This is a genomic window from Streptomyces sp. NPDC091972, assembly GCF_044756385.1.
Lineage (GTDB): Bacteria > Actinomycetota > Actinomycetes > Streptomycetales > Streptomycetaceae > Streptomyces.
Map to the genome: position 1 here is coordinate 112,847 of NZ_JBIVSV010000006.1, position 14,606 is coordinate 127,452.

General features: G+C 72.3%; 16 protein-coding genes. 9 read left to right on the forward strand and 7 right to left on the reverse strand.

Going from position 1 to position 14,606, the window contains the following annotated elements; translation table 11 throughout:
- Positions 1–7: 7 nt before the first annotated feature.
- The 5 genes from pheS (at position 8) to ACIQJT_RS19485 (ending at position 7,068) form a co-directional block, all read left to right on the forward strand.
- Entirely contained in the window at positions 8–1,129 is a 1,122-nt protein-coding gene (pheS, locus tag ACIQJT_RS19465) for a phenylalanine--tRNA ligase subunit alpha (RefSeq protein WP_402644968.1), read from the forward strand.
- Complete coding sequence (gene pheT, locus ACIQJT_RS19470; RefSeq protein WP_402644971.1) at positions 1,129–3,627, forward strand: phenylalanine--tRNA ligase subunit beta; 2,499 nt, start codon at positions 1,129–1,131, stop codon at positions 3,625–3,627. Before pheS ends, pheT begins: the two co-directional genes overlap by 1 nt.
- A 235-nt stretch (positions 3,628–3,862) precedes the next feature.
- The gene (locus tag ACIQJT_RS19475) at positions 3,863–4,909 is read left to right on the forward strand and encodes a PP2C family protein-serine/threonine phosphatase (RefSeq protein ID WP_402644973.1); all 1,047 of its coding nucleotides are present in this window, start codon (positions 3,863–3,865) and stop codon (positions 4,907–4,909) included.
- Positions 4,910–5,112: 203 nt separating this feature from the next.
- Entirely contained in the window at positions 5,113–6,453 is a 1,341-nt protein-coding gene (locus ACIQJT_RS19480; protein WP_053848917.1) for a hypothetical protein, read from the forward strand.
- A 75-nt stretch (positions 6,454–6,528) separates the two neighbouring features.
- Entirely contained in the window at positions 6,529–7,068 is a 540-nt protein-coding gene (locus ACIQJT_RS19485; RefSeq protein WP_053848918.1) for an NUDIX hydrolase, read from the forward strand.
- 40 nt (positions 7,069–7,108) lie between these two features.
- Here ACIQJT_RS19485 and ACIQJT_RS19490 read toward each other — a convergent pair whose 3' ends face one another.
- A complete protein-coding gene (locus ACIQJT_RS19490; protein WP_053848919.1) occupies positions 7,109–7,366 on the reverse strand; it encodes a hypothetical protein in 258 nt (85 codons plus the stop codon).
- A gap of 209 nt (positions 7,367–7,575) precedes the next feature.
- A complete protein-coding gene (locus tag ACIQJT_RS19495; RefSeq protein ID WP_402644977.1) occupies positions 7,576–8,451 on the reverse strand; it encodes a 3-hydroxybutyryl-CoA dehydrogenase in 876 nt (291 codons plus the stop codon).
- A 181-nt stretch (positions 8,452–8,632) separates the two neighbouring features.
- Here ACIQJT_RS19495 and ACIQJT_RS19500 point away from each other — a divergent pair, with 181 nt between their 5' ends.
- Positions 8,633–9,895 (forward strand): glycoside hydrolase family 10 protein, encoded by a 1,263-nt coding sequence (locus ACIQJT_RS19500; RefSeq protein WP_402644979.1) that lies wholly within the window; start codon positions 8,633–8,635, stop codon positions 9,893–9,895.
- Here ACIQJT_RS19500 and ACIQJT_RS19505 read toward each other — a convergent pair.
- Positions 9,864–10,064, reverse strand: a complete 201-nt coding sequence (locus ACIQJT_RS19505) for a DUF1918 domain-containing protein (RefSeq protein WP_053848921.1) — start codon at positions 10,062–10,064, stop codon at positions 9,864–9,866. The two genes, ACIQJT_RS19500 and ACIQJT_RS19505, sit on opposite strands and share 32 nt — an antisense overlap.
- Positions 10,065–10,157: 93 nt before the next feature.
- Entirely contained in the window at positions 10,158–11,069 is a 912-nt protein-coding gene (locus ACIQJT_RS19510; protein WP_402644983.1) for a DMT family transporter, read from the reverse strand.
- Between ACIQJT_RS19510 and ACIQJT_RS19515 the strand changes: the two genes are divergently transcribed.
- Complete coding sequence (locus ACIQJT_RS19515; RefSeq protein ID WP_402644986.1) at positions 11,068–12,501, forward strand: PLP-dependent aminotransferase family protein; 1,434 nt, start codon at positions 11,068–11,070, stop codon at positions 12,499–12,501. The genes ACIQJT_RS19510 and ACIQJT_RS19515 overlap by 2 nt on opposite strands.
- Here the strand turns inward: ACIQJT_RS19515 and ACIQJT_RS19520 are convergent.
- The gene (locus ACIQJT_RS19520; RefSeq protein WP_402645691.1) at positions 12,498–12,623 is read right to left on the reverse strand and encodes a DUF6461 domain-containing protein; all 126 of its coding nucleotides are present in this window, start codon (positions 12,621–12,623) and stop codon (positions 12,498–12,500) included. The two genes, ACIQJT_RS19515 and ACIQJT_RS19520, sit on opposite strands and share 4 nt — an antisense overlap.
- Positions 12,569–12,751, reverse strand: coding sequence for a DUF6461 domain-containing protein (locus ACIQJT_RS19525; protein ID WP_402644989.1), 183 nt, complete (start codon positions 12,749–12,751; stop codon positions 12,569–12,571). The genes ACIQJT_RS19520 and ACIQJT_RS19525 overlap by 55 nt, the downstream gene beginning before the upstream one ends.
- A 106-nt stretch (positions 12,752–12,857) precedes the next feature.
- Between ACIQJT_RS19525 and ACIQJT_RS19530 the strand changes: the two genes are divergently transcribed.
- Together ACIQJT_RS19530 and ACIQJT_RS19535 are read left to right on the forward strand one after the other, a co-directional pair.
- Entirely contained in the window at positions 12,858–13,298 is a 441-nt protein-coding gene (locus ACIQJT_RS19530; protein WP_402644992.1) for a GNAT family N-acetyltransferase, read from the forward strand.
- Between the two features lie 73 nt (positions 13,299–13,371).
- The gene (locus ACIQJT_RS19535; RefSeq protein WP_365457845.1) at positions 13,372–13,971 is read left to right on the forward strand and encodes a histidine phosphatase family protein; all 600 of its coding nucleotides are present in this window, start codon (positions 13,372–13,374) and stop codon (positions 13,969–13,971) included.
- Positions 13,972–14,046: 75 nt separating this feature from the next.
- Here the strand turns inward: ACIQJT_RS19535 and ACIQJT_RS19540 are convergent, their stop codons facing one another.
- On the reverse strand, positions 14,047–14,523 hold the full coding sequence (locus ACIQJT_RS19540) for a DUF6314 family protein (RefSeq protein WP_402644996.1): 477 nt from the start codon (positions 14,521–14,523) through the stop codon (positions 14,047–14,049).
- Positions 14,524–14,606 lie beyond the last annotated feature (83 nt).

Genomic DNA, 14,606 nt, shown 5'->3' on the forward strand with positions numbered 1-14,606 from the left:
GGAAGAGATGTCGGCACCGAACAAGTCGTACGACCCTGTAGAGGTCGAGGCCCTGAAACCGGAAGAGATCGAGCGCATGCGGGAGGAGGCGCTCGCCGCCTTCGCCGCCGCGGACTCCCTCGAAGCGCTCCAGGAGGCCAAGGTCGCCCACACCGGCGGCACCTCCCCGCTGGCCCTCGCCAACCGCGAGATCGGCGCCCTGCCCCCGCACGCCAAGGCCGCCGCCGGCAAGCTCGTCGGCCAGGCCCGGGGCGCGGTGAACAAGGCCCTCGCCGGCCGGCAGGCCGAGCTGGAGCAGGAGCGCGACCAGCGGGTGCTGGTCGAGGAGGCCGTGGACGTCACCCTGCCGTACGACCGCGTACCGGCCGGCGCCCGCCACCCGCTCACCACGCTCTCCGAGCGCATCGAGGACGTCTTCGTGGCCATGGGCTACGAGGTCGCCGAGGGCCCGCAGGTCGAGGCCGAGTGGTTCAACTTCGACGCGCTCAACATCGGCCCGGACCACCCGGCCCGCGGTGAGCAGGACACCTTCTTCGTCGAGGGCCCGCAGGGCGGCACCGAGTCCGGGGTCGTGCTGCGCACCCACACCTCGCCCGTGCAGATCCGTTCGCTGCTCTCGCGCGACCTGCCGGTGTACGTGATCTGCCCCGGTGTCGTCTACCGCACCGACGAGCTGGACGCCACGCACACCCCGGTCTTCCGCCAGGTCGAGCTGCTGGCCGTCGACGAGGGCCTCACCATGGCCGACCTCAAGGGCACCATGGACCACATGGTCCAGGCCCTGTTCGGCGAGGGCATGAAGACCCGGCTGCGCCCGAACTTCTTCCCCTTCACCGAGCCGTCCGCCGAGATGGACATGGTGTGCTACGTCTGCCGCGGCGAGTCCGTCGGCAACCCCGACCGCCCCTGCCGCACCTGCTCCTCGGAGGGCTGGATCGAGCTGGGCGGCTGCGGGATGGTCAACCCCAAGGTGCTGACCGCCTGTGGCGTCGACCCGCAGAAGTACAGCGGCTTCGCCTTCGGGTTCGGCATCGAGCGGATGCTGATGTTCCGCCACAACGTCGAGGACATGCGAGACATGGTCGAGGGTGACGTCCGGTTCACCCGGCCGTTCGGGATGGAGATCTGATGCGGGTCCCGCTTTCTTGGCTGCGGGAGTACGTCGACCTGCCGGCGACCGAAACCGGCCGTGACGTCCAGGCCAAGCTCATTTCGGCCGGTCTGGAGGTCGAGTCCGTCGAGCACCTCGGCGCCGACCTCAAGGGCCCCCTGGTCGTCGGCCAGGTGCTGACCATCGAGGAGCTGGAGGGCTTCAAGAAGCCCATCCGCTTCTGCACGGTCGACGTCGGCCAGGCCAACGGCACCGGCGAGCCCCAGGAGATCGTCTGCGGCGCCCGGAACTTCGCCGTCGGCGACAAGGTCGTCGTGGTCCTCCCGGGCGCCACGCTGCCCGGCGGCTTCTCCATCTCCGCCCGCAAGACGTACGGCAGGACGTCCCACGGCATGATCTGCTCCAGCGACGAGCTGGGCATGGGCGACGACGGCACCAAGGGCATCATCGTGCTGCCGCCGGAGACCGAGGTCGGCAAGGACGCCATCGAGCTCCTGGAGCTGGTCGACGAGGTCCTCGACATCGCCGTCACCGCCAACCGCGGCGACTGCCTGTCCATCCGCGGTGTGGCCCGCGAGGCCGCCATCGCCTACGGCCTGCCGCTGCGCGACCCCGCCCTGCTCGACGTGCCGGGCCCGAACGCCTACGGCTACCCGGTGCAGGTCTCCGACCCGCTCGGCTGCGACCGCTTCACCGCGCGCACCGTCACCGGTCTGAGCCCCGAGGCCCGCTCGCCGATCTGGCTCCAGCGCCGGCTCCAGAAGGTCGGCATGCGCCCGATCTCGCTCGCCGTCGACGTCACCAACTACGTGATGACGGAGCTCGGCCAGCCCCTGCACGCCTACGACCGCTCGCTGGTCCAGGGCACCATCGGTGTGCGCCGGGCCGAGGAGGGCGAGCAGATCGAGACCCTCGACGGGGTGACGCGCAAGCTGCACACCGCGGACCTGGTCATCACGGACGAGCGCGGCCCCATCGGCCTCGCCGGCGTCATGGGCGGCGCCAACACCGAGATCGCCGACCACACCGAAGGTGAAGGCACCACCGACGTGGTCATCGAGGCGGCCCACTTCGACCCCGTCTCCATCGCGCGCACGGCCCGCCGCCACAAGCTGTCCTCCGAGGCGTCCCGGCGCTTCGAGCGCGGTGTCGACCCGCAGGCCGCCGCCGCTGCCGCGCAGCGCACGGTCGACCTGCTGGTGCTGCTCGCGGGCGGCACCGCCGAGGCCGGTGTCACCGAGGTCGTCGCCCCGTCGGCCCCGCACACCATCAGCGTCCCGGCGGACCACCCCGACAAGGTCGCGGGTGTCACCTACGGCCGCGAGACCGTCGTACGGCGTCTCCAGGAGGTCGGCTGCGACGTGTACGGGCAGGACGAGCTGATCGTCACCGTGCCGTCCTGGCGTCCCGACCTCCAGGAGATCAACGACCTGGCCGAAGAGGTCATCCGGCTGGAGGGCTACGAGAACCTGCCCTCCACGCTGCCCAAGCCGCCGGCGGGACGCGGCCTGACCCACCGCCAGCGGCTGCACCGCCGGGCCGGGCGGGTGCTGGCCGGTGCCGGGTACGTCGAGGCGCCGAACTACCCCTTCGTCGGTGAGCAGGTCTTCGACCAGCTGCTGCTGGATGCGGACGACCCGAAGCGCCGGGTCGTCAGGCTCACCAATCCGCTCAACGACGAGGAGCCCGCGCTCCGTACCTCCCTGCTGCCGGGCCTGTTCGGCGCGCTGCGGCGCAACGACGGCCGGGGCTCGCACGACCTGGCGCTGTTCGAGACCGGGCTGGTCTTCCTGCCGCGCCCGGAGCAGCGGGTGGCCGCGGTGCTGCCGGTCGACCGGCGTCCCACGGACGAGGAGATCGCCGAGCTGGACGCCGCGCTGCCCGAGCAGCCGCGGCACGTGGCCGTGGTGCTCGCCGGGGCCCGGGAACAGGCCGGCTGGTGGGGCAAGGGCCGTCCGGCCGACTGGGCCGACGCGGTCGAGGCCGGCCGTCTGGTCGCACGGGAGGCCGGGGTCGAACTGACTGTCCGCGGCGGCCAGTACGGACCGTGGCACCCGGGGCGGTGCGCCGAGCTCGTCGTCGGGGACACCGTGGTGGGGCACGCCGGAGAGCTGCACCCGCGGGTCGTCAAGGCGTTCGGGCTGCCGGCGCGGACCTGTGCGATGGAGCTGAACCTGGACGTCCTGGAGGCGGCCGGCGACGACACCCCGCAGGCGCCCGCGATCTCCACGTTCCCGGTCGCCACGCAGGACGTCGCCCTGGTCGTCGACAAGTTCGTGCCGCACGCCGAGGTCGAGGCCGCGCTGCGTGCGGGCGCGGGTGAACTCCTGGAGGGCATCCGGCTGTTCGACGTGTACGAGAACGAGGAGCAGCTCGGCGACGGCAAGAAGTCGCTGGCGTACGCGCTCCGGTTCCGGGCCGGGGATCGGACTCTGACCGTGGATGAGGCTTCCGCGGCTCGGGACGCGGCGGTCGCCCTTGCGGGGGAGCGGACCGGGGCAGTGCTGAGGGCCTAGTCGCCGTGGGGGCGTCCGGCGGCTGCGGCTCCGTCGTGGCTGGTCGCGCAGTTCCCCGCGCCCCTGGGGGGTGCTGGGCTGTGCCCCAGCACCCCCCATATCAGGTCACCTCACTCGATAGAGTGAGTTCTCCTGGTGATCTGACCCATGTGGGCCATGTGCTCGGCAGAATCGGACCGGCCTTTCGAGGCCGGTCCGATTGCGTGTGCAGGGCCTAGTTGGGGGGGCCGTCGGCATGATGTGCTTCAAGGCTGCGGTTCCCCGGCGCGGGGCGCTGCGCCGTGTGCTCTCGATGGGTCTGCCCACCGTGTGGGGTGCCGTCGCCATCACCTACAAGCTGACCTGCCCGCTCGCGCAGCAGAACGGCCTGGGTGCGCGGGCCGTCACCAGTGCCGTGTTCTTCGCGGTGGGCACCGGACTGATCCTCCACGTGCGGCGCGCCCTGCTGCGGGAACTCCGGCAGGCCCGCCAGGTCGCGGGTGCCGCCCAGAGCGTGCTGCTGCGGCCGTTGCCCCCGCGCATCGACGGGCTCACCGTCGCCGCCGCCCAGCTCTCCGCCGACCGGGGCGCGACCATCGGCGGCGATCTGTACGAGGCGGTGGACACCGAACACGGCGTGCGGGTCGTGATGGGCGATGTCCGGGGCCACGGCCTCGCCGCCATCGGTACGGCCGCCGCGGTCCTCGGCAGCTTCCGCGAGGCGGTCCATGACGAGCCCGAACTCGGGGGCGTGCTGCGCAGACTGGACCGCGCGCTCGCCCGGCACCTGCGCGAGCGCGCCGACCGGGACGGCACCGTCGCGGAGGACTTCGTGACCGTGCTGCTGCTGGAGATCGGGCGGGACGGCGAGCTCAGAGCCCTGAACTGCGGTCACCCGTGGCCGTACTTGCTCAGCGGGCCGGTCGTCGAGCCGCTCTCCTGCGCAGACCCGATGCCGCCTCTGGGACCGTTTCCCCTGCCCGCCGACTTGTCGGGCCTCCAGTGCGGCCACCTGCTGCCGGGCGAGACCCTGGTCCTGCACACGGACGGCGCGGAGGACGCCAGGGACACCGGTGGCCGGTTCTTCTCCTTGCGTGAAGCGTTGGGTGGTGCCGGCGAGGCGGTCCCACAGACCGTACTGGGCAGGATCTTCACGGCACTTCTGAACCACACGGGCAGCACCCCGAAGGACGACGTGGCCGTACTGGTACTGAGAAACGACCGTCAACGCCAACCCACCCCAGGGGCGCGGGGAACTGCGCGACCAGCCACGACGAGCCCGCAGCCGACAACACACCTCTGACCGGTTCAGCCGCCGGCCAGGCCACCGCACTGTACGAGGGGGAGCCGGCGGCCCGGCCGAGGCCTCTTGCGAGGCATTTCAGTCAACCGGCCGGGAACTCTCCGCAACAGTGCGCGCACCCTACGGATTCGAGCACTCCGATCACACCCCGTGTGAAGCCGAACCCACTAATCTGACGGCACCGAGCCACCCGGGGGGCATATATGCAGCCCAACACTCTGCTCGACGCGATCCTCGACGAAGCCGGGATCTCGCACGCGGGGCTTGCCGCACACGTGAACCAGGCCGGCAGGGCACGCGGCCTCGCGCTCAGGTACGAACACACCGCCGTGGCGCGGTGGCTGAAGGGCCAGCGCCCGCGCGGACAGGTGCCCGACCTGATCTGCGAGGTGCTCGCGGGACGCCTCCAACGCCCCGTCACCCTCGACGACATCGGCCTCGGCGTGCCCGGCGAACCCTCCGCCCCGCACGGCACCTCGCTGTCCGGCTTCGTCGAGCGGGCCACCGCCCTGTGGCGCTCCGACGAACAGCAGCGCCCGCACATCCTGGGCGCCCCCGCGGTCACCGGGACACCCGCGGTCATGCCGGTGTGGGAGTGGGAGAACCCGCCCGAGGACGTCGACGTCTCCCGCGGCGGCCGGCACCGGGTCACCCCCGCCGACATCGAGATGCTCCGCGCGGCCCGCACCCACTACGAGCAGATGTACCGCAAGGCGGGCGGCATCGCGACCCGGACGCGGATCGTGGGCTTCCTCAACGCCGAGGCGGCCCCGCTGCTGCGCGGCAGCTACACCGACGAGACCGGCCGCCAACTGCACCGGGCCACCGGAGGACTGGTCGCCGTCGCCGGCATCTGCGCCTACGACTCCGACGCCCACGGCCTCGCCCAGCGCTACTTCCACCAGGCCCTCAGGCTCGCCAAGGCCAGCGGGGACAGGGGACTCGGCGCGTATGTGATCGCCCTTCTGGTCAACCAGTCCCTGTTCATGCGGGAGCACCGCCAGGCGGTCGCCTTCGCCGAGGCCGCGCTCAGGGCCGCCGGCAAGCACATCACCCCGGCGCTCGCCTGCGACCTCTACGCGATGCAGGCCAAGGCGTACGCCCACCTCGGCGACGGCACGACCGCGCTGTCCTGCATCCGGCGGGCCGAGCAGGCCGCCGAACGCATCCGCCGCGGGTACGAGCCCGACGAGACCGGCTATGTCCAGCCGGGCCTCGTCAACGTCCAGGTGGCGGAGGCGCTCCTCAGCCTCGGTGAGCTCGCGGCGGCGGCCGCGCACGCGGCGGCAGCCGTCGACAACCCGGCCCATGACCGGGGCCGGGTGCACCGGCTCGCCATGCTCAGCACGATCGAGCTGCGCCAGGGCAACGCCGACAAGGCGGTGGCCACCGCCGTGCAGATGGCGGAACAGGCGCGGGGAATGGAGTCACAGCGCCTGCGCGACAGACTCAGAGCGGTGCGCGAACATCTGGTCCGCAGCGGCTGCGCGGGCACCTCCGAGGCAGCCGAACTGATCGACGGCGCACTGCGCGTGCCCCTGTAGACCGGCACGCGGACGCCGACACCCCACAGTCCCTGCTGCGATATTGCCACTTACTCGACGGAAGGTGGCAGAACCGTGCAGTGGACGAAACAGAACGAACAAACTGTGTATGAAAACCGCTGGTTCAGCGTCAATCTCGCCGATGTCGAACTGCCGGACGGCCGGCATCTCGACCACTTCCTGATACGGCTGAGGCCCGTCGCCGTCGCCACGGTGGTGAACGAGGCCAACGAGGTCCTGCTGCTGTGGCGCCACCGCTTCATCACCGACAGCTGGGGCTGGGAACTCGCCGCGGGTGTGGTCGAGGACGGTGAGGACATCGCCGTCGCGGCCGCCAGGGAACTCGAGGAAGAGACCGGCTGGCGGCCGGGGCCGCTCCAGCACCTGATGAGCGTGGAGCCCTCCAACGGCCTCACCGACGCCCGGCACCACATCTACTGGGCCGACGCGGGCGAGTACATCGGGCACCCCGTGGACGACTTCGAGTCCGACCGCCGGGAATGGGTCCCCCTGAAACTCGTTCCCGACATGGTCGCCCGTGGGGAGGTCCCGGCCGCCAACATGGCGGCCGCGTTACTCCTGTTGCATCATCTGAGGCTCGGTCAGGACACCTAGACCTGCCCTGATCCCCCCGCCCGGGTGCGCCCCCGAGACCTCAGTGACCGAAGGCCTGCCAGATCGCCACGACGAGCGCGCCCACGGCGGTGATCGCCGCTACCGCGGGAAGCGGCCAACGGGCGTGCTCCAGGGCGATGATCCGTGCACTCAGATCGTCGATCTCCTTGTCCGTCTCCTCCGTACGGTGATGGAGCAGAGCGAGGCCTCCCTCGACGCGTGCGTACGCGACATCGAGGCGGCGCCGTAACTCTGCGAGTTCTCCATGGACCACGGGATGCTCCGGGTCGGCGGTCACGGGTCCGCTCCTTTCCGTAGTCGTCACATCCCTTGCATGCGCATGAAGAGTCAACTCGCCTGGTGGGCGCGTGGGGAGAGTGTGCGACAGGCATATGCGGGCCCGGCGCGCACACGGTGTGTGAATGACACGGGCCCGGCGCTCCGAGGAGTGCCGGGCCCGCGTTCGTAGCACTGTGTAATCAGCACCCTGGAACGGACAGGGTGCGGTCAGCCGTAGGTGTAGAACCCGGAGCCGGTCTTGCGGCCCAGCCGGCCCGCGTCGACCATGCGCTGGAGCAGCGGGGGAGCGGCGTACAGCGGCTCCTTGTACTCCTCGTACATGCTGAAGGCGACCGAGGCGACGGTGTCCAGGCCGATCAGGTCGGACAGCTTCAGCGGGCCCATCGGGTGGGCGCAGCCGAGTTCCATGCCGTTGTCGATGTCCTCGCGGCTGGCGATGCCCGACTCGAACATCCGGATCGCGGACAGGAGATACGGGATCAGCAGCGCGTTGACCACGAAGCCGGAGCGGTCCTGGGCGCGGATCGCGTGCTTGCCGAGCAGCTTCTCGGCGAACTGCTGGGCGCGGGCCAGGGTGCCCTCGGAGGTGGTCAGCGCCGGGATCAGCTCGACGAGCTTCTGCACCGGGGCCGGGTTGAAGAAGTGGATGCCGACGACCTGGTCCGGCCGCGAGGTGGCGACCGCCAGCTTCACCAGCGGGATCGAGGAGGTGTTGGAGGCCAGGATCGCGTCCGGGCGGGTCACCACCTGGTCGAGGACCTGGAAGATCTCCGTCTTCACCTGTTCGTTCTCCACCACGGCCTCGATGACGAGGTCGCGGTCCGCGAACTCGCCGAGGTCGGTGGTGAAGGAGAGCCGGGCCTGGGTGGCCGCCAGCTCGTCCGCCGTGATCTTGCCGCGTTCGGCGGCCTTGGTGAGGGAGTTGAACAGCCGGGTGCGGCCGATCTCCAGGGCCTCGCCGGTGGTCTCGGCGACCTTCACGTCCAGACCGGCGCGGGCGCACACCTCGGCGATGCCCGCCCCCATCTGGCCGCAGCCCACCACTCCGACGCGCGCGATGTCTCCCGCCGGGAAGTCCGTCACTTCATCCCTTTCGCTGGTCTTCACCTGGTGGCAGTCCGGCGGTGGCCGGATCCTGCTCCGTTCGAGCACGTTACTCCCAAGTATCGATGATCGATCGTCTGGGGCCGCCCTCGTTCGTGCATTCTGGGGCGCGGAGACGATCCGTGACCGAGCGGATCCGTGGTGTAGGGGGAGTGTGCACATGGGACGTCTGTCGCGCCGGGCCTTCGCGCTGGCCGCGCTGTCCACCCTGACGACGGCCTCGGGAGCCGCTGCCGCGCCGGGCCGTCCGAGGCGGCGGGCGACGACCGAGATGCGGGGCGTGTGGCTGGCCACCGTGTCCAACCGGGACTGGCCCTCGAAGCCGGGGCTGAGCGCCGCACAGCAGCGCGCGGAGCTGATCGCCCACCTCGACCGGGCGGCGACGGACCGCCTGAACGCGGTGATGTTCCAGGTACGGCCCACCGCCGACGCCCTGTGGCCCTCGCCGTACGAGCCCTGGTCGCAGTACCTCACCGGGACGCAGGGCAGGGACCCGGGCTGGGACCCGCTCGGCACCGCCGTCACCGAGGCGCACCGGAGGGGTCTGCAACTGCACGCCTGGTTCAACCCGTACCGCGTCGCCAACCACGCGGACCCCACCCGGCTGGCCGCCTCCCACCCCGCCCGCGAGCACCCGGACTGGGTGGTGCCGTACGGCGGGAAGCTCTACTACAACCCCGGACTGCCCGAGGTCCGCGCGTTCGTCGAGGACGCGATCCTCGACGCCGTGCACCGGTACCCGGTGGACGCGGTCCACTTCGACGACTACTTCTACCCGTACCCGGTGGCCGGCCAGACCTTCGACGACGACGCGGCCTACGACACCTACGGCGGCGCCTTCGCCAACCGGGCCGACTGGCGGCGGGACAACATCGACACGCTGGTCCTGGAGACCGCGGCCCGCATCAAGCGGATCCGGCCCACCGCACAGTTCGGCATCAGCCCCTTCGGGGTGTGGCGCAACGCGGCCACCGACCCGCTCGGCTCGGACACGCGAGCGGGCGTGCAGTCGTACGACGACAACTTCGCGGACACCCGCAAGTGGCTGCGCGAGGGCTGGATCGACTACCTCGTGCCGCAGCTCTACTGGAACATCGGCTTCCAGGCGGCGGACTACGCCGAACTGCTGGCCTGGTGGGCGCGGCAGGCGCGGGGGAGCAGGACCAGGCTGTACCTCGGCGAGGCGCTCTACAAGGCCGGGGACCCGGCGCAGCCCGCGGCCTGGCAGGACCCCGCCGAGCTGCCCCGGCACCTCACACTGGCCCGCGACTGCGCACAGGTGCGCGGGCATGTCTTCTTCGCCGCGAAGGAGGTCGCCGCGGACCGGATCGGGGCGATGGCGCGGGTGGTCGCCGACCACTACCGGGAGCCGGCGGCGCCCCCGCGCCGGATCACCGGCCCGTCTGCTGGAACCGGTGCCTGATCTCGGTGTCGGGGCCGGGTGAGCACACTCCCTCGTGCCCGTCCTCGAAGCGGACGCGGTACGGGGGGTTGCCCTCCTGGCCCATCACCTCGACGATCTCGCCGACCTTGTCCTGCTGTCCGACCACCCTGCCGTGCTGGACAAGCTGGTCGCCCACGGTTGCACGCATCGTCTGGGGCCTCCTCACCAGGTGCGGGAGCAGCGGTCCGTGGCCCCGATTCTACGGCGCGGGGGCCTCGCCGGACCGGCGCGTGCACGCCGGTCAGCCCCGCGCCCGCTGGGTGACGGCGATGCACACGAGCACCGCCGCGGCCGTCAGCGGGGCGGCCACCGTCAGGTGCTCGCCGAGCAGCAGCACCGACCACACCAGTGTGAGCAGGGGCTGGGCCAACTGCAACTGGCTGGCCTTGGGGATCCCGATGGCCGCCATCCCCCGGTACCAGACGACCAGGCCGACGAACTGCGAGCCCACAGCCACCCACAGCAGCCCGGCGACACTGTGCGCGGTGAGGTGCGCGGGCTCGTACGACAGCGCGAGCGCCGCCGCGGGCACGCTGACCGGCAGGCACAGCACCAGCGCCCAGCCGATCACCTGCCAGCCGGGCATGAGCCGGGCCAGCCGGCCGCCCTCGGTGTAGCCGGCCGCGCACACCAGCAGGGCGGCGAAGAGATACAGGTCGGCCGTGGTCAGGGCGCCCCCGCTCTGCTGCACGGTGAACGCGACCACCGCGGCCGCGCCGGCGAGGGCCGCCGTCCAGAAGGTGCGCGAGGGGCGGGTGCCCGTGCGCAGGGCCGACAGCAGCGCCGTCGTCAGGGGGAGCAGGCCCACCACGACCGCGGCGTGCGCGGTGGTCGACGTCTGCAGGGCGAGCGTGGTCAGCAGCGGGAAGCCGACGACGACCCCCGCGGCGACGACCGCGAGCCCCGGCCAGTCGCGACGGCCCGGCATCGGTACGCGCAGCGCCAGCAGGCACCCGCCGGCGACGAGCGCCGCGAGGACGCTGCGCACCGCGACCAGGGACCACGGCCCGAAGCCCTCCAGGCCCCACGCCGTGGCGGGGAAGGTGAGGGAGAACGCGGCGACCCCCAGGGCGGCCTGCACGGTGCCGAAGGTCCTGGCGGGAGCGGGAACCGCTATCCCCGTCGGTGCGGTAGCGCTACTCTGTACTCTCATGCACGAGCGTAGCAGCGTCACGGAACTGGCGGAACGTCTCCGGCAGGAGCTCGACCGCTACTCTCCTGGTGGAAAGCTCCCGTCGAGCCGGGCCCTCGTCGACCGGTTCCGGGTCAGTCCGGTGACCGTCTCCCGCGCCCTCGCCCAGCTGGCCGCGGAGGGCCTGGTGGTGACCCGCCCCGGCGCCGGCGCCTTCCGCGCCCGGGCACGCGCCGCCGCCACCGCGGCCGGGGACACCTCCTGGCAGGAGGTCGCGCTGAGCGCGGACGGCGCCGCCGACCTCGTACCGCGCTCGGTGGACGCGTCCGGGGTCCTGGTCTCGCTGGCCGCCCCGCCGCCCGGTGTGGTCGAGTTCAATGGCGGCTATCTGCACCCCACCCTCCAGCCGGAGCGCGCGATGTCCGCGGCCCTGGCCCGCGCCGGCCGCCGCCCCGGGGCGTGGGGACGACCGCCGACGGAGGGGCTGCCGGAACTGCGCGAGTGGTTCGCGCGGAACATCGGCGGCGCGGTCACGGCCGCGGAAGTGCTGATCACCGCAGGCGGCCAGTCGGCGCTCACGACGTCGCTGCGCGCGCTCGCCCCGCCCGGCGCACCCGTGCTCGTCGAGTCGCCCACCTATCCCGGCATGCTGGCGATCGCGCGCTCGGCGGGCCTGCGCCCCGTCCCGGTCCCGGTCGACGCGGACGGGGTGCGGCCCGCCCTGCTCGCCGACGCGTTCCGGGCGACCGGCGCCCGGGTGTTCGTCTGCCAGCCGCTGTTCCAGAACCCGACGGGGGCGGTGCTGGCCCCCGAGCGCCGGGGCGAGGTGCTGCGGATCGCCCGCGAGGCCGGTGCGTTCATCGTCGAGGACGACTTCGTGCGACGGCTCGTGCACGAGGACGCGGGCCCGCTGCCGCGTCCGCTGGCCGCCGACGACCCCGACGGTGTCGTCGTCCATGTGAGCTCGCTGACCAAGGCGACCTCGCCGAGCTTCCGGGTGAGCGCGCTCGCCGCGCGCGGGCCGGTGCTGGAGCGCCTGCGCGCGATCCAGGTCGTCGACACCTTCTTCGTCCCCCGGCCCCTCCAGGAGGCCGCCCTGGAACTGGTCGGCTCGCCGGCCTGGCCCCGTCATCTGCGCACGGTCTCGGCGGAGTTGCGGACCCGCCGGGACACCATGACCACCGCCCTGCGCCTCGGCCTGCCCGAACTCGCCCTCCCGCACATCCCCTCCGGCGGCTACCACCTCTGGCTCCGCCTCCCCGACGGCACCGACGAGACCGCCCTGACCGCGGCGGCCCTGCGCGCGGGCGTCGCGATCACCCCTGGCCGCCCGTACTTCAGCGCGGAACCGCCCGCGGGACACCTGCGGTTGAGCTTCGCGGCGGTGGCGGGGCCGCAGGAGATCCAGGAGGGCGTACGGCGGCTGCGTGCGGCCTGCGACGAGGTGCTCTAGCCGCGCGGCACCGTCCCGCACCGGAACTCGGCGGTGGCGAACAGCTCCGGTGTCAGCCGTAGGCCGGTCAGGCGGTGGGCGGGGCCAACGAGGCGCCGGTCAGGGGCGGGTGGCAGGCGCAGAAGCGGTCCACCGCGTTGACGTCGAGGAGGTGCGAGACGATCCGGCGGCCGCGGGAGAGGGGCAGCACGGCCTGGCCGGTGACGCCGAGGCAGCCGTTGCACTCCACCGTCAGGGTCCGGTCGTCCAAGGCCGCGGCCCGACGAACGCCCGGGAGGGGCCGGAGATTTCGTACGCCGGCCCGCCTCGGGGAAAACCGTTCGACGCCGGTGTTCACGGCCTGGAAGCCTCCCGGCATGACCGACACCCCGCCCCTCGCCCAGGGCTACGAGATCTCCACCGACCCCGACCGCATCGACGCCGGGCGGGTGCACCACTGGCTGTCGACGGACGCGTACTGGGCGATCGGGCGGCCGCGGGAGAAGCAGGACCGGGCGATCGCCGGATCGCTCAACTTCGGGGTGTACGCGGCGGAATCGGGGGACCAGGTGGCTTATGCCCGGGTGATCACCGATCTGGCCACGTTCGCCTGGCTGTGCGATGTGTACGTGGACCGGTCGGTGCGGGGCGAGGGCATCGGCACGGCGCTGGTCGGGGCCGTGCGCGAGCACTTGCGCCCTCACGGTCTCAAGCGCGTCCTGCTCGCCACCCACGACGCCCACGAGGTGTACGCCAGGCTCGGGTTCGCGCCGCTCGCGGAGCCGGACCGGTGGATGGCGCTGGTCTTCGGGCAGTGAGCCCCGAGGCACCCTCGGTAACTCCCCGGTAACGCCTCTTGACCTGCGCACTCTCGCGGCTCACGATCGCCGCATGCAACTTCGGGTCACGTTCGTCGCCGCCGCGCGCAGTTCCTCGCTGCTCGCCGAGCGGTTCGAGGACGACCGTCCGCTCGACCAGGCCGGCTGGGACGAGGTGCTGGCCGTGGCACACGACCTGCTGCCGCTCGCGGCGGCCGAGCTGCGGTACTGCTCGCCCGCGCCCCGCAGCCGCGCCACCGGCGACGCCCTCGGCTACGCACCCCTCGTCCAGCTCGGCCTGCGCGACTGCGACATGGGCCGTTGGCGGGGGCTGACCCTCGGCGAGGCGATGGCCCGCGAGCCGGAATCCGTGGACGCCTGGCTCGCCGACCCACGGGCGACCCCGCACGGCGGCGAGTCACTGATCGACTTCATCACCCGCGTCGGCAACTGGCTCGACACCCGGCCCGTCGAGGACGGCGGCCGTGTCGTCGCCGTCGCGGAACCCTCCGTGATCCGCGCCGCGCTGGTGTACGCCCTGAAGGCGCCGCCCTCGACCTATTGGAATCTCGACGTGCGCCCCCTGTCGGCCACCACGGTGACCGGCAGATCCGGCCGCTGGAGCCTCCGCTTCGAGGGCGTCCCGACGCAGCCGGCGCGGACCAGGGGGTAGCTCCGCGGGGCACCGGTGCGGCGCGGACCGGGGGTAGCTCCGCGGGCCACCGGGTGCCGGCGCCGTCCCGTCCTCTCAGTGGCCGGTCCGTCCCGCTCCCCGGCCGTCCTCCGTCCGGCGGGTGTACTCCGTCGTCAGGACCAGGTCCTTCGCCGGGCCGCCGACCCGCCACACCGTGCGCCACTGGTCCGCGTCCAGGACGGTGAACTCGCCCCGGTAGAGGTCCGCCGCGCAAGGGTGGTCGGCGACATGGTGGCCGGAGCTGAGGTCCAGGGCGTGGAAGGGGCGCCCGTCGGCGAAGCGCACATCCGCCGTGCCGGGGGTCCCGCCGGGGAGGAACCGGAGTGTGCGCTCGGCGGGGCGGGGGACGCCGTGCCAGACGAAAGTGCCCGTTTCCCGGGACAGCAGTCCGCCGCCCTCCAGTCGGCCGAAAGCGGTCGTACCGGAGAACCGCCCCTCGTCCCCGCTCGCCAGATCCCGCACGGTTCGCTCGGTCCGCCAGCTCCCCGTCAGGTACTCCAGCGCATCCGCCACTGGCCAGAACTCGCCCATCAGCCCCTGCCCTCCGACACTTTCGAAACCGCGCGACCCGTTGACGCTCCGGATCACCCTCCCTATCTTGCCGTTCGAAGTGC